The 18,897-nt window shown below is 64.5% G+C and carries 20 protein-coding genes; 7 read left to right on the top strand and 13 right to left on the bottom strand.

The genetic code is table 11. The features are described 5' to 3' along the window. The first annotated feature begins 236 nt into the window (after positions 1 to 236). On the top strand, positions 237 to 1,646 hold the full coding sequence (locus APM_RS02805) for a short-chain fatty acyl-CoA regulator family protein (protein WP_007421843.1): 1,410 nt from the start codon (positions 237 to 239) through the stop codon (positions 1,644 to 1,646). A gap of 59 nt (positions 1,647 to 1,705) precedes the next feature. On the opposite strand, the gene APM_RS02810 is transcribed toward APM_RS02805, so the two are convergent. The 5 genes from APM_RS02810 to APM_RS02830 all read right to left on the bottom strand — a co-directional run bounded on the left by APM_RS02810 (position 1,706) and on the right by APM_RS02830 (position 4,379). Next, positions 1,706 to 2,293, bottom strand: a complete 588-nt coding sequence (locus APM_RS02810) for a hypothetical protein (RefSeq protein WP_007421844.1) — start codon at positions 2,291 to 2,293, stop codon at positions 1,706 to 1,708. 29 nt (positions 2,294 to 2,322) lie between these two features. Further along, a complete protein-coding gene (locus tag APM_RS02815) occupies positions 2,323 to 2,865 on the bottom strand; it encodes a gamma carbonic anhydrase family protein (protein ID WP_007421845.1) in 543 nt (180 codons plus the stop codon). A 16-nt stretch (positions 2,866 to 2,881) separates the two neighbouring features. Continuing rightward, positions 2,882 to 3,337: a DUF1178 family protein gene (locus tag APM_RS02820; protein ID WP_007421846.1), complete on the bottom strand. Its 456-nt coding sequence runs from the start codon at positions 3,335 to 3,337 to the stop codon at positions 2,882 to 2,884. Next, the gene (gene grxC / locus APM_RS02825; protein ID WP_011942287.1) at positions 3,334 to 3,591 is read right to left on the bottom strand and encodes a glutaredoxin 3; all 258 of its coding nucleotides are present in this window, start codon (positions 3,589 to 3,591) and stop codon (positions 3,334 to 3,336) included. Before grxC ends, APM_RS02820 begins: the two co-directional genes overlap by 4 nt. A 62-nt stretch (positions 3,592 to 3,653) precedes the next feature. Next, on the bottom strand, positions 3,654 to 4,379 hold the full coding sequence (locus APM_RS02830) for a ComF family protein (RefSeq protein ID WP_007421848.1): 726 nt from the start codon (positions 4,377 to 4,379) through the stop codon (positions 3,654 to 3,656). A gap of 54 nt (positions 4,380 to 4,433) precedes the next feature. Here APM_RS02830 and APM_RS02835 point away from each other — a divergent pair, with 54 nt between their 5' ends. After that, positions 4,434 to 5,198 carry a methyltransferase domain-containing protein gene (locus APM_RS02835; protein WP_241763096.1) on the top strand — a complete coding sequence of 255 codons (765 nt, stop codon included), beginning with the start codon at positions 4,434 to 4,436 and terminating at the stop codon, positions 5,196 to 5,198. On the opposite strand, the gene radC is transcribed toward APM_RS02835, so the two are convergent. From radC to APM_RS02855, 4 genes are all read right to left on the bottom strand, one after another. Next, positions 5,193 to 5,960: a DNA repair protein RadC gene (radC, locus tag APM_RS02840; protein WP_007421850.1), complete on the bottom strand. Its 768-nt coding sequence runs from the start codon at positions 5,958 to 5,960 to the stop codon at positions 5,193 to 5,195. The genes APM_RS02835 and radC overlap by 6 nt on opposite strands. Before the next feature lie 44 nt (positions 5,961 to 6,004). Next, entirely contained in the window at positions 6,005 to 6,790 is a 786-nt protein-coding gene (map, locus tag APM_RS02845; RefSeq protein ID WP_007421851.1) for a type I methionyl aminopeptidase, read from the bottom strand. A 43-nt stretch (positions 6,791 to 6,833) separates the two neighbouring features. Further along, entirely contained in the window at positions 6,834 to 8,063 is a 1,230-nt protein-coding gene (locus tag APM_RS02850) for an MFS transporter (RefSeq protein ID WP_007421852.1), read from the bottom strand. A gap of 81 nt (positions 8,064 to 8,144) precedes the next feature. Continuing rightward, the gene (locus tag APM_RS02855; RefSeq protein ID WP_011942282.1) at positions 8,145 to 8,555 is read right to left on the bottom strand and encodes a rhodanese-like domain-containing protein; all 411 of its coding nucleotides are present in this window, start codon (positions 8,553 to 8,555) and stop codon (positions 8,145 to 8,147) included. Between the two features lie 93 nt (positions 8,556 to 8,648). On the opposite strand from APM_RS02855, the gene APM_RS02860 reads away from it, so the two are divergent. Further along, positions 8,649 to 9,656 (top strand): cysteine synthase A, encoded by a 1,008-nt coding sequence (locus APM_RS02860; protein WP_007421854.1) that lies wholly within the window; start codon positions 8,649 to 8,651, stop codon positions 9,654 to 9,656. An 8-nt stretch (positions 9,657 to 9,664) separates the two neighbouring features. Here the strand turns inward: APM_RS02860 and APM_RS02865 are convergent, their stop codons facing one another. Next, a complete protein-coding gene (locus APM_RS02865; protein WP_007421855.1) occupies positions 9,665 to 10,390 on the bottom strand; it encodes a 2OG-Fe dioxygenase family protein in 726 nt (241 codons plus the stop codon). Positions 10,391 to 10,442: 52 nt separating this feature from the next. Next, positions 10,443 to 12,833, bottom strand: a complete 2,391-nt coding sequence (locus APM_RS02870; protein ID WP_039887621.1) for a mechanosensitive ion channel domain-containing protein — start codon at positions 12,831 to 12,833, stop codon at positions 10,443 to 10,445. Between APM_RS02870 and APM_RS02875 the strand changes: the two genes are divergently transcribed. Both APM_RS02875 and APM_RS02880 read left to right on the top strand, forming a co-directional pair. After that, positions 12,832 to 13,071 (top strand): twin transmembrane helix small protein, encoded by a 240-nt coding sequence (locus tag APM_RS02875; RefSeq protein WP_231295398.1) that lies wholly within the window; start codon positions 12,832 to 12,834, stop codon positions 13,069 to 13,071. The genes APM_RS02870 and APM_RS02875 overlap by 2 nt on opposite strands. A gap of 5 nt (positions 13,072 to 13,076) precedes the next feature. Next, positions 13,077 to 13,784 carry a haloacid dehalogenase type II gene (locus tag APM_RS02880; RefSeq protein WP_007421857.1) on the top strand — a complete coding sequence of 236 codons (708 nt, stop codon included), beginning with the start codon at positions 13,077 to 13,079 and terminating at the stop codon, positions 13,782 to 13,784. A 7-nt stretch (positions 13,785 to 13,791) separates the two neighbouring features. On the opposite strand, the gene APM_RS02885 is transcribed toward APM_RS02880, so the two are convergent. Further along, complete coding sequence (locus APM_RS02885) at positions 13,792 to 14,757, bottom strand: NAD(P)H-dependent glycerol-3-phosphate dehydrogenase (RefSeq protein WP_007421859.1); 966 nt, start codon at positions 14,755 to 14,757, stop codon at positions 13,792 to 13,794. Next, the gene (locus APM_RS02890; RefSeq protein WP_007421858.1) at positions 14,754 to 15,575 is read right to left on the bottom strand and encodes a 23S rRNA (adenine(2030)-N(6))-methyltransferase RlmJ; all 822 of its coding nucleotides are present in this window, start codon (positions 15,573 to 15,575) and stop codon (positions 14,754 to 14,756) included. Before APM_RS02890 ends, APM_RS02885 begins: the two co-directional genes overlap by 4 nt. Positions 15,576 to 15,673: 98 nt before the next feature. Between APM_RS02890 and APM_RS02895 the strand changes: the two genes are divergently transcribed. Then, positions 15,674 to 17,521, top strand: a complete 1,848-nt coding sequence (locus tag APM_RS02895; protein ID WP_007421860.1) for a M3 family oligoendopeptidase — start codon at positions 15,674 to 15,676, stop codon at positions 17,519 to 17,521. Positions 17,522 to 17,537: 16 nt separating this feature from the next. Beyond that, positions 17,538 to 18,896 carry an AarF/ABC1/UbiB kinase family protein gene (locus APM_RS02900; RefSeq protein ID WP_007421861.1) on the top strand — a complete coding sequence of 453 codons (1,359 nt, stop codon included), beginning with the start codon at positions 17,538 to 17,540 and terminating at the stop codon, positions 18,894 to 18,896. The last annotated feature ends 1 nt before the right edge of the window (position 18,897 follow it).

Genomic DNA, 18,897 nt, shown 5'->3' on the forward strand with positions numbered 1-18,897 from the left:
AATGCCTTCCGGGGGAATGGGCCGGGGTTGGGGGAAATTTGACATGACACTCTCCTTTGCCGTGGCGGCGAATTCACAGACGCTCAAGTCGCGCTGATGAGTGAATTATTTACGCTGCAACCGCGAATGTCATTGCCAAAAATGGCATTAAATGATGAAATGCGTCGCTGAATTGACCGTAAAATTTTACAATATGTAAAATCTGAAAAATCCACCTGCTCGACGAGGCTGCTCGCATGTCCAAGCCGTTAATCGGTCGTATCGTTCGCCGCCTGCGTCAGGAACACGGCCTGACGCAGCAGAAACTGGCGAGCCGGCTGGGCATCTCGACCTCGTATCTCAATCTGATCGAGCATGATCAGCGGGGCGTGACGGCTGCGCTGCTGATCAAGCTGACCGAGACGCTTAAGGTGGATCTTGCTGCGCTTTCCGGCTCCGACGAGCGGCAGGTGGAACAGGCGTTGCGGGAAGCGTTCGCCGACCCGCTGATCGGGACGGAGTCGGTGCCCGATTCCGAAGCGCAGATGATCGCCGCATCCGCCCCCGCGGCAGCCCAGGCGATGCTTGGTCTGTATCGCGCGTTCCAGGCGGTCAGGGAGGAGACCGGCGGGATCACGCTCCCGTCCGGCCGCAAGATCCTGTTGCCGAACGAGGAAGTGCGGGATGTCTTTCATGAGCATGCCAACCACTTTCCCGAGCTTGAGGAGGCCGCAGAGGCGCTCGGGGCGGAACTGCCGGCAGCGACGCTGGGGATGAATCACGCCTTGGCGGAGCGGCTGCGCCACAAGCATGGGCTTGTCGTTTCCGTGGCGCCCCTGCCGGGGGCACTGCGCGTGTTCGATCCCGCGCGGCGGCATCTTGTCCTGTCCGAGACCCTCCCGCGGGAGAGCCGCGGATTTCAGATGGCCTTCCAGCTTGGCCTGTTCGAGGCCCGTGATCTGATCGAACAGGTGGTCCGACGGGCGACCCTCACCACACGCGATGCGGGGGAGTTGCTGCGGATCGGACTGATTAATTATTTCGCCGGCGCCGTCCTGATGCCCTATGTGCCGTTCTTGGCTGCAGCCCAGGAATTGCGGCACGATGTTGAACATCTGGCGATGCGCTTCGGTGTCTCATTCGAGCAGGCCTGCCACCGCCTCTCCACGCTCCAGCGCCAGGGGGCGCGCGGCGTGCCGTTCTTTTTTCTGCGCGTTGACCCTGCGGGGAATGTCTCGAAGCGATTTTCCGCCGCAGGGTTTCCGTTCGCACGTTTTGGCGGCAACTGCCCGCGCTGGATCGTGCACTCGGCGTTTGCGACTCCCGGGACAGTCCGGGTGCAGGTGGCGCAACTGCCGGAGGGCGCAACATATCTATGTTTCGCGCGCACGATCATTGCCTCGCCCGCGCATTGGGGCGAACCGCCGGCCACGCGCGTTGTGGCGATGGGGTGCGACATCGGCCGTGCCGGCGAGGTCGTTTATGCTGACGGGCTCGATCTGGACCGCGCGGCGGTAGGGATTGGCCTGTCCTGCAGGCTTTGCGACCGGCCCGATTGCCGCTCCCGCGCCTTCCCGCCGCTGGCCCATCGCCTCGCGCTTGATGTTTCGACGACCAGTGCCAGCCCCTACCGGTTCAAGCCAGCAAGTGGAGGCGGTAGCCAATAGCGACCGGACCGGTTTCCATTTTGCCCGTGCCGCTGCCGGCACCATCTGTGACCAAACGCTCAGCGGAGAAAAAAAGGACCGCCGCCGCCCGGGAAGAGATACCGGCTTGCGAAAGTGGTTGCCTCTGCAGCAATCGGGACAGGCGGGAAATGTGCAAGGATTGAAAGGGTGCGCGGCGGAGGGAGGGTAAATTCCGCGCCTTTCGCGGCGGCAAGGGCTGCTGGCCGATTGCCATGACGCAAGGCGAGGCTGATCGTCACCATTGAATTGATGACGGTCTGCGATGGTGTGCCCGGCCTGATGCCGAGTATCGCCCGCACCGCGCGACGCGCCCGCAGCATCTGGAGCTTGGCAAGACTATTCATTGAGACCCAGCGGCCGCCGGTGGCAAATTGTCCGGCCATGGCGTCGAGCGAGGCGACGGCAAGCGCCATTTCGGCCGGTCGTCCCTGCATGGCTTTGGGGTGGGTGAATGACCAGCGCGCTTCGTTGGTTGCCGCGATCGCCGGATCTTCGCCGATGACCCGACCGTCGAAGGCATTTGCCGGGAGATAGCCGGTGGATGGAGGAGGCGTTTCGAGTGCGCAGCCGGAAAGGCCAAGACTGACCAGACCGATGAATAGACTGGAGCGGATCGCCTGGTGCATGGCATGTCTCCAATGCCGTGCCGATAAGATCAGGCCGGCTTGAGCCCGTTGCGGAAGCGCGCCGCAAGTTCGACGTAATGCGGTGCCGTCAGATCATATTGGGCACGTTCCTCATTCGTCATCACCCTGACCAGTCGGGCAGGTGATCCCATCCAGAGTTCGTTGCGGCCGATGCGCTTGCCTGGCGTCAGCAGGGAATGCGCAGCCAGCATTCCACCTTCCTCGATGACCGCTCCGTCGAGCACGACGGCACCCATGGCGACGAACGCGCGATTCTCCAGCGTGCATGCATGAATGATTGCGGCGTGACCAATGGTGACATCGGCGCCAATGCGTGCCGCGAACCGTTCGCCGGCGTTCACGTGGATAACCGTGCCATCCTGGACGTTGGTTCGTGGACCGATCTGGATCACGTTATTATCAGCACGTAACGTGCAATTGAACCAGACATTGGCTCCCGCCGCGACTTGAACGGCGCCAATCAAAACCGCGCCGGGTGCGACCCACGCATCCGGATCGATTTCCGGGCGGACGCCGTCCAGTTCGAACAGGGCAGGCGAGGTGTGATGCATCCCGCGATCCTCCGTGTCAGCCGTCGGCCGGTGGCACCCAGGGAATTTGAGCGAACTCGATTCCTTCTTCGGCAAGCGCTTCCGATTCGGCCTCGGTGGCTTCGCCGTAAATGCCGCGCGAGGGGGCATCGCCATTATGGATGCGCCGCGCTTCGGCCGCGAATTCTTGGCCGACATAGTCGCAATGCGTCTCGACCTCGCGCCGCAGCCCCGCCAGCAATGCCCGCAATTCGTCGGGCATGCGTCCGGCGACCGCGGCGGTTCTCGGCTTCCTGGCCGGAGGTTGTTGGCGCGGCTCTTCCGGATTGCCCTTGCCGATTCGAGGGGCCATCAAAGCGCGTGCCACGTCCGTGCCACCGCAGCGCGGGCAATTGAGAAGGCGGCGCTTCACCTGGCGTTCGAAGCTTGCACTATTGGCAAACCAGCCATCGAATTCATGAGTGCAGGCGCAGCGGAGTTGATAATGGATCATGCTGCAAGGAGTGGATCAAGCCGGCCGGTCCGTTCGAGTTCGAGCAACTCGTCGCAGCCGCCGATCGATTGGCCGTCGATGAAGATCTGCGGTACGGTCGTGCTGCCACCAGATCTTTCAATGGCCTCGCGGCGGGCTGCGGAGCCTCGGGGGGCATCAATTTCTGTGAACGGCACGCCCTTCTCGCGCATGAGGCGAACGGCGCGGCTGCAGTACGGGCAGAAAGCCTGGGTGTAAATTTCGACTGTCGGCATATGATCTCTCCAGCCCTTCACATACGCGAGCCGAAATTTATCGCAAGACTGTTGCGTAATTGTTAAATGTCTTCGGCCTCCGCGACACGTGCAATGGCCAGTACATCAACGGCAGCGGCCCCTGCGGCGTAGAGCGCATCAGCGCAGGCGGATGCCGTGGCGCCGGTTGTCAGGACATCGTCGACGAGCAGGATTGTGCGCCCTGCAATATGCGCTTCGCGGCCCTCGCGGATGCCGATTGCCCCTTTAAGGGCCAATTCTCGCCCTGTCTGGTCCAGTTCTGAAAGAGGCCGGGTTGCCCTCAGGCGGACGAGGGCATCGATCATGACCTTCTTGCCGGAAATGCGCCCCAGCGCACGGGCGAGCAGCCCGGCCTGGTTATACCCGCGATGAGCGAGGCGCGAGCGGTGTAGCGGCACGGGCACCAGGAGATCCGCGCGCGCCAGTAACTCCTTGCCAGGGCGGAGCAGCAGCCGTGCGAGGCCGATAGCGAGTTCCGGCCGATCGGCATACTTGAAAGGCAGGATCAGCCGCTTGGCGGCGGCATTGTATTGCAGTGCGGCGCGGGCGCTGCGGAATGTGGGGGGCGCCCAGTCACAACTCGTGCAGAGCGGGGCAGGCTCGGCAAGCGGAAGGCCGCATTGGCCGCAAACCGGGTCAGTGATGAAACTGGTCTCGACGAAACACGAGACGCAAAGCAGCCCGTCGGCCGGCACCTCCTCGCTGCAGGCCAGGCACTGGGGCGGGAGCAGGAGATCAAGCGCAGCACGGGCCAGCGACTTCAGCATGACAGGGGCTTTTCGCCAGCCGGCAGACGCGGCACAAGCACGCCGATGAGCCAGATGGAGATCTTCGATCGCAGGGCAGTCGCCGCCCATCGGACCCGGGCAGCACCACGGCTGGCCAAGGTTCGGCCAGTGCTCGACGAGCTCGCGTCTCGCGTGCTCGACCGGCTTGACGATACCGGACGGCGATTCCGTCTCGCGCTCGACATCGGCGGGCGGGGTGCGGTTGCACCGCTGTTGAACGCCCGCGGTATCGAGGTCGTCACCTGCGATATATCCCCCGCTCTCGCGCACGGAACGGCCAGCGTTGCAGGAGACCCCGAATTTCTGCCGTTCGGTCCGGCGCGGTTCGATCTCATCGTCGCCCATATGTCGCTGCACTGGGTGAACGACTTGCCCGGGGCCCTCATCCAGTTGCGCCAGGCGCTGACGCCAGAAGGGCTCTTCATCGGCAGCCTGCCGCTTCTCGGAACCTTGTCGGAACTGCGTTCCGCCCTCATCGAAGCGGAAGAGGTCCTGACCGGAGGAGCGGCGCCGCGTGTCTCGCCATTCCCCACGCTTGCGGACTGCGCCGGCCTGATGCAGCGCGCGGGATTTGCGCTGCCGATCGCCGAACGGGAGGAGGTTGACCTCGAATACGCGGAGCCGTTCGCCCTGCTGCGCGATCTTCGCGATGCGGGAGAGACCAACGCGCTTTCGGCCAGGTCGCGCCGGATTCCCCCGCGGGCTCTGTTTCCAATGGCGCTCGCCGCGATTGCCGGATCTGGGGGGCGCTTGCGTATCAACCTTCCCATCGCCGTTCTCAGTGGCTGGGGATCATAGCAGACCCAGCCGCTTGAGGCTGACCCACTTGCCATTACCGACGATCACGTGATCGTGCAGGACGATCGAAAGTGTTGATGCAGCCTGCTTGATCTCGCGCGTCATCGCCACGTCTTCCGGCGACGGGGTCGGGTCACCGCTGGGATGGTTATGGACCAGGATGATCGCGGTTGCATGGTGTTCGAGAGCGCGCCTGATCAACTCGCGCGGATATAGCGGGGTGTGGTTCACGGTTCCCACGGACTGGACCTCGTCGGCGATCAGCCGATTGCGCTGGTCGAGAAACAGCGCCCGCGCCTGCTCGACCCGTTCACGGGCCAGCACTGCCGTGAGGTATTCTATGAGCCTGTCCCAGTGGTTCAGCACGGGACGATAAGCGATTTCCGCCTTCGCGAGCCGGAGTGCAGCCGCCTGAACGATCTTCAAAGCGGCGGCGCCGGCTTCGCCCAGCCCTTCGACGCCCCGCAACTCGCCGATTGGCGCCGCAATGGCGCCCGCATAGGAGCCGAAACGCCGGACGAGCGCGCGTGCGATCGGCTTGGTGTCGCGCCGGGGAACGGCAAGAAACAACACCATCTCGAGGATTTCATGGTCGGCAAGCGCTTCAGGCCCAGCCTTGAGCAGGCGTGCACGCAAGCGCGCGCGATGCCCGGTTGCGCCATGGACATCGGAACCGTGCGGCTCATCGTCCGGCGATTGACCTTCCAGAAGAAGATCCGCCTGAATATTACTATCTTGGAGTGTGTTCCGGCCGCTCGTCACAGCCGGAGCTTGTCATAGCTGGCTGCGCTTGCAAAGTGCGCCGATCAGATCACTTCGCCGGCTGCCAGGGTAAAAACCTCGCAACCGGACTCCGTAATTCCGACCATGTGCTCGAATTGGGCCGACAGGCTGCGATCCCGCGTCACCGCTGTCCAGCCGTCGTCGAGCACCTTTACCTCCGGCCTTCCCGCGTTCACCATCGGTTCGATGGTGAAGAACATGCCTGGGCGTAGTTCGGGGCCATCTCCCTTGCGGCCGAAATGCAGCACGTTGGGCGCTTCGTGGAAGCGGCGGCCGATGCCATGGCCGCAGAAATCCCGCACGACGGAGAAACGCTGCGCCTCGACATAGGTTTGGATGGCGTGGCCGATATCACCGAAATGCGCACCCGGCCTGGCGGCGCGAATTCCTTCCAGCAGCGACTGATAGGTAACATCGATCAGTCGGCGAGCTTTGGTCGACGCTGTGCCCGCTATGTACATCCGGCTGGAATCGCCGTGCCAGCCATCGAGAATTACCGTGATGTCAATGTTCAGAATGTCGCCATCCATCAGCACGCGATCGCCTGGAATGCCATGGCAGACAACGTGGTTGATCGAGATGCAGGTCGATTTCGGGAACCCACGATAGTTGAGCGGCGCCGGAATTGCGCCGCGGGCGACGATATAGTCGTGGCAGATCCGGTCGATCTCTCCGGTCGAGATGCCTGGGCGGACATGCGCGCCGACCATGTCGAGCACCTCGGCCGCCAGTGCGCCCGCAGCTCGCATCGGCACGAAGTCTTCCGGCTTATGGATCGTAATCTGCCGCTGTTCGGCGCCGCCGTCCATCAGCCGCACTCCGCCAGTTTGACCGCTTCATGATTCATCTTCGCTACATGACCTCCGCGCGCCGGGATGGCAAGGTGGCCAGTCGCACTGCCAATGCAAGCCCGGCCAGCAACAGTAGCGCGATCATCGTCACCACGCCGCTCCAGCCCCACGAACTCCAGGCGAATCCGCCGAGCGAGCCCACAAGGCTCGACCCGAGATAATAGAGAAACAGGTAAAGTGCCGCAGCCTGTGCCCGCGCGCCGCGCGCGGCGGCCCCGACCCAGGCGCTTGCCGTCGTGTGGCTCGCGAAGAAGCCGAGCGTGACCAGCGCGATACCTGCGATGACAAGCCATAGAGTCCCCGAAAGGGTCAGAAGGGCGCCGGCAAGTTCCAAAGCGATTGCGATCGGCAGCATCCGCGCCCTTCCGATCCTGCCGGTGAGGTGGCCGCTCCAGGCCGAACTGCCGACGCCCACGAGATAGACCGTGAAAATCATGCCGACCGCAGCCTGCGACAGGCTGAATGGCGGGGCGATCAGGCGGAACGTGATATAATTATAAATAGTCACGAAGCCGCCCATGATCAGGAAACCCTCGGCATAGAGCAGTCGCAATGCCGGATCGGCGAGGTGAGCGGCATAGCTTCGCGCGAGATGCCTGATTGAAAGTGTCCGGCGGGTGAAGTTGCGCGATGCCGGCAGGCTGGAGGTGAAGATGATTCCGGAGGCGAGGCCGATCGCGCCAATGCCCGCAATCGCGATCCGCCACCCGGCAAGATCGGCCAGCACTCCCGTAATCAGTCGACCGCTCATGCCGCCGAAGCCGCTGCCGCCGACATAGAGTCCCATGGCGAGACTCATCGATTTGGGATCAATTTCCTCCGCGAGATAGGCCATGGCCACCGCGGGCAGGCCCGAAAGCACAAAGCCGATCAATGCCCGGACCGCGAGAAAGGCGCCCCAATGCGGAATCGCCGCCGAAGCAATGGTCAGGAAGGCGGCGCCGATGACCGAGCCCGCCATCATGTTCTTGCGGCCCCATGCTTCCGAGACCGCGCTGGCCACGAGCAGGGAACCGGCGAGGGTGAAAGTGGTGAGCGACAGAGCGAGGCTTGCCGACACCGGGCGCACGCGGAAATCGCTCGCAAACACCGGCAGCAGCGGCTGCACGCAATACATCAGCGCAAAAGTCGCGAAGCCGGCAGCGAACATTGCAAGTGTCGTGCGGCGGAATTCCGCGGAGCCGCGCTTTATATGGAACGAGGTCGCGGTTGTCGGTGTCGGATCGTTCATCCACCCTCAATGAGGGCAGGGAGGTGAGGTTTTCCAGACACGCATGCGCAGGGCTGCTTCCGCGCGCCGGTGGACCAACGCCTATTTCTGCACCCAGGGCAGACCATCATGCTTCCAGCCAGCCACATGGCCGCGATGGCCGCGCTGGTCGTGCGGGCCTTCGAATCCGTCCCTCACGTTGTAGACATGGGGAAAGCCATGCTCCTGCGCGATCCGTGCCGCAGCCATGCTGCGGCCGCCGCTACGGCAGATGAAATAGACGTGGTGATCCGCGTTTAGGCCCGCGCGCTTCATCTCGTCGAGAAAATGCGGATTGTGCTGCATGCTGGGGAAGACCTGCAACTCGATCGGGATGACCTGCTTTCCGGCCTGGGAGAGGTCAGGTAGCCCGACAAAGGTCCACTCGGCGCTGGTCCGCACATCGCAGAGCATGGCCTCGGGGTTGCTCATCAGCGCCTCCCACACCTGTTTCGGAGCCACATCGTCAACCATATCATCCTCCGGTTCATCGCCTTCCTGGCATCGAAGCATTGTTGTCCGACGCCAGGTTCTGATGCAAGACGGTTACACGGGAGAAAGAACAGCGTGACAGTGCAATCAGCGACCTCGATCGCCGGCGGATTCATCGGTGCGATCGGCCATACACCCTTGATCCGCCTGCGTCGTGCATCCGAGGCGACTGGCTGTGAAATCCTTGGCAAGGCCGAATTCATGAATCCGGGCGGCTCTGTGAAGGATCGTGCGGCGCTCGCGATTATCGAGGATGCCGAGGCGCGGGGCCTGCTCACGCCGGGCCGGTCAGGCACCATCGTCGAGGGAACGGCGGGCAACACCGGGATTGGCCTCACGCTGGTGGCCAATGCGCGCGGCTATCGCAGCATTATTGTGATGCCCGAGACGCAGAGCCAGGAAAAGAAGGATTTTCTCCGCATGATCGGCGCCGATCTGCGCCTCGTGCCGGCAAAACCCTATCGCGATCCCGGCAACTACGTTCACATTTCCCGTCGTATTGCCGAGGAATGCGGCGGCTACTGGGCGAACCAGTTCGACAACCTTGCCAACCGGGAGGGGCATCGCCGCACGACCGGGCCGGAGATATGGGCGCAGACGGGCGGCAAGATCGATGCCTTCACCTGCGCTTGCGGAACCGGCGGCACGCTCGCCGGCGTCGCCTTGGCGTTGAAGGAGCGCAATCCGGCCACCCGCATCGTGCTTGCCGACCCCGAAGGCAGCGCCTTGCATTCGTGGATCAAGACTGGTGAGATAACGTCCTCCGGATTATCGATTTCCGAGGGAATCGGCCAGGGACGGGTTACGGCCAATCTGGAAGGCGCGCCAATTGATGATGCGGTGCGCATTCCTGATACCGAAATGCTCGGGCAGGTCTACGACCTGATGATCCACGAGGGCCTCTCGGTCGGTGGTTCCGCGGGAATCAATGTCGCAGCGGCCATTCGCGTCGCACACGAAATGGGGCCGGGCCACACGATCGTGACGATCCTTTGCGATGGCGCGTCGCGTTACCAGTCGAAGCTGTTCAACCCGGAATTCCTGCGCGGCAAGGGGCTGCCGGTGCCGCCCTGGCTCGGGTAAGGGGGGAATCAGACGCGACGGTAGGTCAGGACCAGAACATCCCGGAAGGCGGGGCGCGCGGGGTCGATCGGGACCACCGGCGTAACGCCATGAAACACGCGCCGGTCATCCACAAGTGCCGAATCGCGAGGGCGGGTCAGCGTGAAGCTGCCGAGATCGTTTCCGGCAAGATCGTGGATCGTCGTCGTGCCTTGCTTGATGTTCTCTCGCCGCACCATCAGCACGAAGACAAAATCGACTCCATCACGATGCATGCCTTCCGGCGTTGGCAGGCCGGCGCCATCCGACGGCGCTTCGATCCGGAACTGATGGGCCTCGATATGCCAGGCGACGCTGCCGATCCGTTCCTCGAAAAGCGAGCGGGTAAAGCCGAGCAGGGCCTGGAAGGTGATGCCTGCCGCGACATCGTCACCGATCGGTTCGAACCAGCGCTCCACGCCACCGTTCAGCGCGTTGTAATCACGCGTCTGATAGTGAGCCTGATGCGGCGCGCGACGTATCGTCTGGTTGGATATCGCGCTGAACACGCCGAAGCGCCGACGCCGATAACGCCCTCCATCGGCCATGTATTCATCAAGCGGCATATTGTCCCAGCTCGCCGCGAAGCCGTCCCACGCCGCGGAGGCGACCGCTTCGGCGGGTAGCATGCAGTCGAACGCTTCACCGGAAAGGAAGGCAAATCCGTCTCCGGCGAGTTTAAGGCCAAGCTCGTTGCGGGCAGCGATGGGGTTCATGCGTCAGAAATAACACTTTCTCCGTCCGGGGAAACCGTGCGCCGTGTGAAACTCAGCCATTCTCCGGTGTGGTCTCGTGCGGCGGGCGTGCCTCACCTGAAGTGCCGGAGCCAAACGCGGCGCGGAATTCTTCCGGATCGATGGTCAGCCGCTGATAGGGGAAGGGTATCTCGATGCCCTCGGTGTCGAACCGGATTTTGAGGCGGCGGTTGAATTCGCGGCGTACCGCATGCTGCTGTCCGGCCGGGGTGCGCATGCGGCCCACGATATCGAGCGAGGAGGCACCGAACTGGTCGAGGCCCCAAAGTTCGATATCGCCGAGAATATTCGGCGCCCATTCCGGGTCCGCGCGCATTTTCGTGAACTCATCCCGGATCACGGCGAAGACGCGGTCGATATCCTCCTTGTAGGCAACGCCGACCGTGATCGGCGCAAATGAAAACTCCCGTGAGAAATTTGATACCGTGCTCACCGCGCTGAACGGGATCACGTTCAGCGAACCGTCGCCGGCGCGCAGCCGGATGGTGCGGATCGAGAGTTTCTCGACGCTGCCGGAAATTCCGGCGAGGGTTACCCAGTCTCCGACCTGCACGGCATCTTCCAGGAGCAGGAAAAGTCCGGTGATGATGTCCTGCACCAGCTTTTGCGAGCCGAAGCCGACGGCGAGCCCGAAGATCGACAGCCCGCCGAGCAGAAGCGTGATGTTGACGCCCACGGCGCCGAGCACCACCAGCGCGACCACAACCAGAATGGCTCCCATGAGGACCGATCGGAGCATCGGGAGAAGGGTGCGATAGCGGGCGGCGCGGCCGGGACGCCCCTGACGTATCAGACGCTCGGCGTGAGCTTCCAACGCGGCGTTTGCTGCCTCCCAGACGATGAGGGCGATGAGGATGGCTGCCGCAATGGTCACGACTGCCGAGGCGATCTGGCGCCCGAGCGTGGTTCCGGCGAACCAGGCAAACACGCTGACTCCCCAAAGCTGCAGCGTGACCAGAAGGCCGAGCGCGGCGATCACGCAGCCTGTCGAGAGTTTCAGGACCGGGAGATAGGTCCGCATCCGCGCGTGGAGGTCGGGATGCCGAGAACGTAGCGTGCCTCGCTCGTCGAACAGCGAATCGAGCCCCGACGCCAGGCTGGCCGCGACTCCGCGTCCGATAATGGCGACGAGGCCGAGGACCACGACGATCCGCAGCATGATGAAGAAGGCGTGCGGTACCCCGATCGCCCATGCGACCCATAGGGCGATCACGTAAAAGAGAGCGAGAATGTGCCAGGTATGCGCGAGTCCGACCCTGAGCGCGCCCGTGAAGCCGGCCGACGGCGTCTCCCCCCGGATGAACGCCGCCACCGGCCGCCGCGCCTGCAGGATCATGACCGCAAGCATCAGATGCACCGCCAGCGAAACGATCTTGACCAGCACGCGGCTGGCTGCCGGATAGAGGCCGAACAGGCCGCCCGTCGCAATTGCCGCGTATCCGAAGGCGACTGTGCCAACAATGGCTCGCAGCCAGGTGGTGAGCCAGCGTGCCCGGTCATCGCCAAGGCCTGCCAGCCGAATTTCCGGCGCCCTTGGGTTGAGCAGGAGACGGGCGCATTCCATCGCAAACCGCGAAACGACATAGGCTTCCAGCGCGGCGCCGATCACAAGACGTGAGACCCTGTCATCCGCGATGCCGCCCGATACCAAAGCGACACCTGCCAGTGCGAAGGCAATGACCGGCACGAGTTCGAGGGCGAAATGGCCCAGGGCCCACGGGACGCGGCGCAACCAGCGTCGCAGCGGCTGGCGGCGGCGTGAGCGCTCGGTCTCTCCTGCCTCGGCCGCCGCAATTCCCTCGGCCCCGTCGGCCTCTTGCCCCGGTCCATCTGCGGCTCGCCGTCGCGCCGCGTTTCGCAACAGGCTCGTACGAGGTCGACGCAATGCCCTGCGGACCACCCATTCGGCGCAGAGAGCCGCCGCCAGTACGACGGCCAGCCGCCAGGTCGCCTGCAATACCGTGTGCCGCAGCCACGCATCCGTCGCGACGAACTCAATCCAATGCCAGATCAGGGAAATGTCGGTCGCGTCGCTGAGGGCTCGCCCGATCCCCTGAAGCGTCTGTTCCGCCCATTCCTCGATCGTCTGCGCGATGCCGAGGCCAATACCTGGCGCGCCTTGTTGCGTCGTGGCCGCTGTCGCCCCTCCTTTCATGGCTTCGAGCGTGGCGATAAGGGTGGCGCGCTGCTTCGCGTCGCGCAGCGTCGCGATCGCAGTGTCGATCTGTGTGGCGGTGAGGGGCGGAGCGGCCTTTACGGCGGGCGATGTCGCGGCTGCGGTGGCCTTGGAGGCGGGCGCAGCCGCGCTCGCGGCCGGGATGGCTCCCAAGAGCAATGCCAGGATCGGCAGGGCGAGCGACAGGGCGCGGAACATCTCTCCTCTGAAAGGGGCATCGCGTTTCATGTCAACCGCCACCCCCTATCGACGGCCGGAGTCAGTCATTATATGGCAAGGTATGCGTGATATTCTTCTGATCCTCCTCGGCGTCGACATGGTTGCGGTGGTGGCCGTTCTGCTGGCCGGCGCCGTTGGCATGACGCAGGGCGCCGATCCGCGACGGCAGAACCGGTTGATGCGCTGGCGTGTGGGCCTTCAGGCGGTCGCGGTGGCGCTTGTGGTCATCCTGCTCGTGACCGCCTGACCGGCATGACGCAGCCCCGCGCCGTTCTGTTTGACGTGTTCGGCACGCTGGTGGACTGGCGTGGCAGCGTGATCGCCGGTCTGACGGCGTTTGGCTCGTCCCGCAGCCGTTCCGCCGACTGGGCCGAGGTTGCCGATGCCTGGCGCCGGACCTATCGGCCCTCGATGGACCGGGTGCGGCGCGGCCTGATACCTTGGACTCTTCTGGATGACCTGCATCGCGATGCGGTCGTCGAACTGGCCCGCCGGCACGGGTTCGGGCCGCTCAGCGATGCCGATTGCGATCACCTGGTGAAGCTGTGGCACCGCCTGGCACCTTGGCCGGACGTGGTTTCAGGCCTCGCGCGGCTTCGGCAGGCGGTCATCATCGGCCCGCTCTCGAACGGGCATCTTGCGTTGCAGGTTTCGCTCGCACGGCGCAATGGCTTCCCGTGGGACGTCACGTTCGGTTCGGATATTTTTCGGCACTACAAGCCGGATGCCGAGGTCTATCTCGGCGCCTGCGACTATCTCGGTCTTGCCCCGCACGAGGTCATGCTCGCTGCGGCGCATAACGACGATCTTGCCGCCGCTGCGAGTTTCGGCCTGCGCACTGCCTTCATCAGCCGTCCGCTCGAATTCGGCGCCGCGACCGGAGACCGCGCCAATCCTTCCGGACCGTGGGATGTGGTCGTCGATTCGGTCGAGGCACTGGCCGCCGAATTCGGCGTCTGAGTCTCGATTAGCGCTCGTCGCGCAAGGCCCGGCGTAGCAGCCGGTTCATGCTGGCCTCGAGCGTGATGCGGCCGGCGAGCAGATCGGTTACCGCCTCTGTGACCGGCATTTCACAACCAGTTGCCCGGGCGCGGGCAAGAAGCGCCGGCGCTGTGGCGATACCCTCGATCACGCCAGCTTCCGTGTCGGGTCTCTTGCCCTGGCCAAAGGCAAGGCCGGCGCGATAGTTCCGGCTCGCGCTGCCGGTCGCGGTCAGGATGAGATCGCCGAGCCCGGCAAGGCCGGAGATCGTCTCCGCCGCCCCGCCCAGCGCTTCGGTCAGGCGCGCGATTTCGGCAAGGCCGCGGGTGATCAGCGCCGCGCGCGCGTTCTCGCCGAGGCCGGCGCCGATCACCGCACCGGCGGCAATGGCGATCACGTTTTTCGCGGCCCCGCCCAGTGCGGCACCGATTGGATCCGCGCTGCCGTAAACGCGCAGGCGCGGTGTCGCAAGGTGTTGCACGAGGTCGCGCCGTGCCCCGTCATCGGTCATGGCCAGAACGGCGGCGGCCGGCAGGCCGATGGCGATCTCGTGGGCGAAATTGGGACCGGTGAGCACCGCGCATGGCCGCCGCGGCTCCATTTCCGCCGCGATTTCCGGTCCCAATGCGCCGCTTTCGCGTTCCACTCCCTTGGCACAGAGCACAAGCGTACCATTGCCTTGCGGCAGGCGACCGAGGGTCTCGCGCAGATGCTGGAACGGTACGGCGAGCAGCGTGACCGGCGCTTCGGGCGGACGCGCCGTCACGGCGAGGGAGTCAGGCAGGCGAAGCCCGGGCAGACGCGGCGTCGTGCGCGTGGTTGCCAGTGCCGCGGCTTTTGTAGAATCGCGGGCGACAAGCGCGACCCGCCGCCCCTGCGCCGCATAAAGAGAGGCGAGCGCGGTGCCCCAGGCCCCGGCGCCGATCACGGCGAATTCGGGATGTGCCGTCATACCCCATTCTCCCGGGCCAGCCGCGTGATTGCAACGCTGGCATCCGCCTCGCCCAGCACCGCACGAAGTGCTTCCAGCACCGGGGCCGCCGCGGCTTCGAAACCATAAGGCGGATTGATCACCAGCAGGCCGCATCCGTTCAGCCGCGCCGGGTCGAGTGCCGGGCGGAGCAGCATCTCGCAGACGATAATGTCGGGAATGCCTCTGGCCGTCATGTCGGCAGCGAAATCGCGAACCGGCGTCCGGTGCTTCACAGGATACCAGGCGGCAAAAATCCCCGAGGGGAATTTCCGCCGCCCGGCATCCAGCGATGTCGCCAACGCGGCGAACTCGTCGGGCCGTTCGAACGGTGGGTCGATCAGCACAAGGGCGCGGCGCTCGGGCGGCGGCAACAGCGCGGTCACGGCCTCGTAGCCGTCGCGGGCATGAACCTGCACCATCGGATCGCCGCGGAACCGGCGCTTCAGCACCGCCGCATCTTCGGGGTGAAGTTCGCAGAGCGCAAGGCGGTCGCCCGGCCGAAGCAGCGCGCGCGCGATGGCCGGCGATCCAGGATAGGCAAGGCCAGGCGGGATCAGCCCGAGATAATCTGCAAGAGCGGTGGGTGCGACCGTGCGGAGCTTGCCGATACCGCCTTCCCATTCGCGGGTGCGGCCCGCTTCCGGGCCGGCGAGATCGTAGATGCCGATTCCCGCATGGGTATCGAGCACGAACAGCGGCTTCTCCTTGCGTGTCAACGCGCGCAGCAGCACAACCAGCAGCGCGTGCTTCATGCAATCGACGGCATTGCCGGCGTGGTAGGCGTGGCGATAATTCATCTTGGATCGGCAGATAATCGCCTGCGGCGGGACGCGCCAGAGCCCGGCATTTGACGGGCGGCTTTTCCGGCCTATCTCTGGGACGTAAGGAGTGATTGATGACGTTGATTCGGCCACTGGCCCCGCCCGACGATCTGGCTGGCGTAACAGTACGGCCTGAATGCGACAGCGACGCCGCCTTCGCCCTGCCGTCCTGGAATCTCACCGATCTCTACCGTGGCACCGAGGATCCCGCGATCGCGACCGATATCGCAAGGCTCGGCGCCGATGCGCGCGCCTTTGCCGCCGCTTTTCGCGGACGGGTTGCCGGGTTGGACGGCTCTGGGCTCGCCGAGGCGATTGCCCGATACGAGGCGATCGAACAGGGGCTTGGGCGTTTGCACGCCTTCGCCCAGCTGAATTTCAGCGCCGACGCGACCGTTCCGACTGCGGGGCAGTTCTACCAGTCGATATCCGAACGGGCGACGGAAATCGGAGCGGACGTCGTTTTCTTCACGCTGGAGATCAACCAGATTGACGACGCCGCCTTCGAGGCGGCGCTCGCCGATCCGGCGCTGGCGCGCTTTGCGCCGTGGCTGGGCGACCTGCGCGCCTTGCGCCCGCATCAGCTTTCCGATGAGATCGAGCGGCTCCTGCACGAAAAGGAGGTGACAGGCCATGCCGCCTGGTCCCGCCTGTTCGACGAGACCATCGCTGCGCTACGGGTCCCGGTTGCAGGCGAGGAACTGACGCTCTCCGCGGCTCTCAACCGGCTTTCCGACCCGGATCGCGCGCAGCGCGAGGCAGCCGGCCATGCGATCGGTACGACCCTGCAGCGCAATGCACGGCTGTTCACCCAGATTCTGAACACGATCGCGAAGGACAAGGCGATCGAAGATGGCTGGCGGCGCTACGCGTCGCCCGAAGCAGCGCGCCACCTCGCCAACCGGGTGGAGCCCGCCGTGGTCGAGGCGCTAGTCTCTGCGGTGACCGATGCGTATCCCCGGCTTGCCCACCGGTATTACACGTTGAAGGCCGGTTGGCTTGGTCTTGACCGTCTGCAACACTGGGACCGGAACGCGCCGCTGCCCGGCGAGTCCGACCGGCGGATCGGCTGGCCGGAGGCGAGGGAGCGGGTACTCGCCGCCTATGGTGCCTTCAGCCCGGAGATGCGCGTGATCGCTGCCCGGTTCTTCGATGGCGGCTGGATCGATGCCGTGCCGCGCCCGGGCAAGTCCGGCGGCGCCTTCGCCCATCCCGCCGTTCCGGACGTGCATCCCTACATCCTCCTGAACTACCACGGGCGCGCGCGCGATGTGATGACGCTAGCCCACGAGCTGGGGCACGGCGTGCATCAGGTTCTCGCCGCACGCCAAGGGTATCTGATGGCCGCAACGCCGCTGACCCTGGCGGAGACCGCCAGCGTGTTCGGCGAGATGCTCACTTTCCGTGCCCTGCTCGACGCCGAAAGCGACCCGCAGCGTCGCCGGCTGATGCTGGCTCAGAAGGTGGAGGACATGCTGAACACGGTGGTGCGGCAGATCGCCTTTCACCAGTTCGAGCAGCGCCTGCACGCGGCGCGGCGGCGGGGCGAGTTGTTGCCTGACGAGATCAGCGCCATCTGGATTGGCGTGCAGCGGGAAAGTCTGGGCCCGGCGTTCGAATTTTCCGACGACTACCGCATGTTCTGGGCCTATGTGCCGCATTTCGTGCATTCGCCATTCTACGTCTATGCCTATGCCTTCGGTGATTGCCTGGTGAATGCGCTCTACGGCGTATATCGCGACCAGGCGGCGCGTGGCGCGGGGGCGGATTTCGTTGCGCGCTACCTCGATATGCTGGCCGCCGGCGGCACGAGGCGGCATCGCGAATTGCTGGCTCCGTTTGGCCTCGATGCGTCCGATCCGGCGTTCTGGCGCAGGGGGCTCGATGTGATTGCCGGCTTTATCGACGAACTGGAAAACTGAGGAAAATCGGGGATACATGGGCAACGAAGCGGATACCGGCGGCACGCTGTTCGGCGAAATCAGGCGCTTTGCCCGCACCTCGGGCGCGGTTTCCGGCATTGCGGCGCGGGTGGCGGGCGAGCGGGTTTTCGGTATCCGCACCGACCGCGGCCGCCATGCCGAAGACCTGAAGACCATTCTCGGTGGCCTCAAGGGGCCGATGATGAAGATCGCCCAGATCCTCAGCACCGTGCCCGACGCCCTGCCCGAGGAATATGCCCGGGAACTGGCGCAGTTGCAGTCGAACGCGCCACCGATGGGCTGGGCCTTTGTCCGCCGCCGGATGGCTGCCGAACTCGGCCCTGACTGGGAAGGGAAATTTCGCACCTTCGGGCGTGATGCCGCGGCTGCCGCCAGTCTGGGCCAGGTCCACAAGGCCGAACTGCCGGATGGCCGCATCGTCGCCTGCAAGCTGCAATATCCCGACATGCCGAGCACCGTGGAATCCGACCTCCGGCAACTCAAGCTCGCGATGGCCGTCTACAAGCGGATGGATAACGCGATCCACCAGGACGACATCTATGTCGAGCTCGCAACGCGGCTGCGCGAGGAACTCGATTATACGCGCGAGGCAGCGCAGGCCCGGCTCTATGCGATCATGCTCGAAGGGCAGCCCGATATCGTCATCCCCGAGCCGATCCCCGAATATTCCTCCCGTCGCCTGCTGACCATGACCTGGCTGGACGGCATCGGGATGCAGGCCTTTCTGGATACCGACCCCGATCAGGAAAGTCGCAATCGGGTGGCTCGCGCCCTGTTCCGGGCCTGGTATGTGCCGTTCTACCGATACGGCGTCATCCATGGCGATCCGCATCTCGGCAATTATCAGGTGAACAAGGCTGGTGGCATCAATCTGCTCGATTTCGGCGCCATTCGCGTGTTCGGCTCGCGCTTCGTCGCCGGTGTGATCGACCTTTTCCGCGCGATCCGTGACAATGACGATGCGCTCGCCCATCACGCCTATTCCTCATGGGGTTTTACCGATATCACCAAGGAAAAGCTCGACGTGCTGAACGAATGGGCCCGGTTCCTGTACGAGCCGCTGATGCAGGACCGGGTGCGGCCCATACAGGAGACCAACGACGTAACCTTCGGTCGCAGTGTTGCGGAGAAGGTTCATGAAGGGCTGAAGCGCACTGGCGGTGTTCGTCCGCCGCGCGAGTTCGTGCTGATGGACCGCTCCGCCATCGGGCTTGGCAGCGTGTTTCTCCGGTTGCGCGCGGAACTCAACTGGCACCAGCTTTTCCAGGAGACGGTCGCGGAATTCGATGCCGCCTCGCTCGATGCTCGTCAGGATGCCGCCTTGGCCAGTGCCGGCGTGCCGAAGCCGCTCTGAC

It is taken from the genome of Acidiphilium sp. PM (assembly GCF_000219295.1).
In the GTDB taxonomy this organism is placed as follows: Bacteria; Pseudomonadota; Alphaproteobacteria; order Acetobacterales; family Acetobacteraceae; genus Acidiphilium; species Acidiphilium multivorum.

Bases quoted from the DNA above. Each gene is read 5' to 3' on its own strand.
- APM_RS02810 (WP_007421844.1), bottom strand. From the start codon at position 2,293: ATGCACCAGGCGATCCGCTCCAGTCTATTCATCGGTCTGGTCAGTCTT.
- APM_RS02900 (WP_007421861.1), top strand. From the start codon at position 17,538: ATGGGCAACGAAGCGGATACCGGCGGCACGCTGTTCGGCGAAATCAGG.
- APM_RS02885 (WP_007421859.1), bottom strand. From the start codon at position 14,757: ATGACGGCACATCCCGAATTCGCCGTGATCGGCGCCGGGGCCTGGGGC.
- APM_RS02830 (WP_007421848.1), bottom strand. From the start codon at position 4,379: ATGCTGAAGTCGCTGGCCCGTGCTGCGCTTGATCTCCTGCTCCCGCCC.
- grxC (WP_011942287.1), bottom strand. From the start codon at position 3,591: ATGCCGACAGTCGAAATTTACACCCAGGCTTTCTGCCCGTACTGCAGC.
- APM_RS02805 (WP_007421843.1), top strand. From the start codon at position 237: ATGTCCAAGCCGTTAATCGGTCGTATCGTTCGCCGCCTGCGTCAGGAA.
- APM_RS02875 (WP_231295398.1), top strand. From the start codon at position 12,832: ATGTCAACCGCCACCCCCTATCGACGGCCGGAGTCAGTCATTATATGG.
- APM_RS02890 (WP_007421858.1), bottom strand. From the start codon at position 15,575: ATGAATTATCGCCACGCCTACCACGCCGGCAATGCCGTCGATTGCATG.
- map (WP_007421851.1), bottom strand. From the start codon at position 6,790: ATGGACGGCGGCGCCGAACAGCGGCAGATTACGATCCATAAGCCGGAA.
- APM_RS02835 (WP_241763096.1), top strand. From the start codon at position 4,434: ATGGAGATCTTCGATCGCAGGGCAGTCGCCGCCCATCGGACCCGGGCA.
- APM_RS02865 (WP_007421855.1), bottom strand. From the start codon at position 10,390: ATGAACCCCATCGCTGCCCGCAACGAGCTTGGCCTTAAACTCGCCGGA.
- APM_RS02815 (WP_007421845.1), bottom strand. From the start codon at position 2,865: ATGCATCACACCTCGCCTGCCCTGTTCGAACTGGACGGCGTCCGCCCG.
- APM_RS02850 (WP_007421852.1), bottom strand. From the start codon at position 8,063: ATGAACGATCCGACACCGACAACCGCGACCTCGTTCCATATAAAGCGC.
- APM_RS02820 (WP_007421846.1), bottom strand. From the start codon at position 3,337: ATGATCCATTATCAACTCCGCTGCGCCTGCACTCATGAATTCGATGGC.
- APM_RS02855 (WP_011942282.1), bottom strand. From the start codon at position 8,555: ATGGTTGACGATGTGGCTCCGAAACAGGTGTGGGAGGCGCTGATGAGC.
- APM_RS02880 (WP_007421857.1), top strand. From the start codon at position 13,077: ATGACGCAGCCCCGCGCCGTTCTGTTTGACGTGTTCGGCACGCTGGTG.
- APM_RS02895 (WP_007421860.1), top strand. From the start codon at position 15,674: ATGACGTTGATTCGGCCACTGGCCCCGCCCGACGATCTGGCTGGCGTA.
- APM_RS02870 (WP_039887621.1), bottom strand. From the start codon at position 12,833: ATGAAACGCGATGCCCCTTTCAGAGGAGAGATGTTCCGCGCCCTGTCG.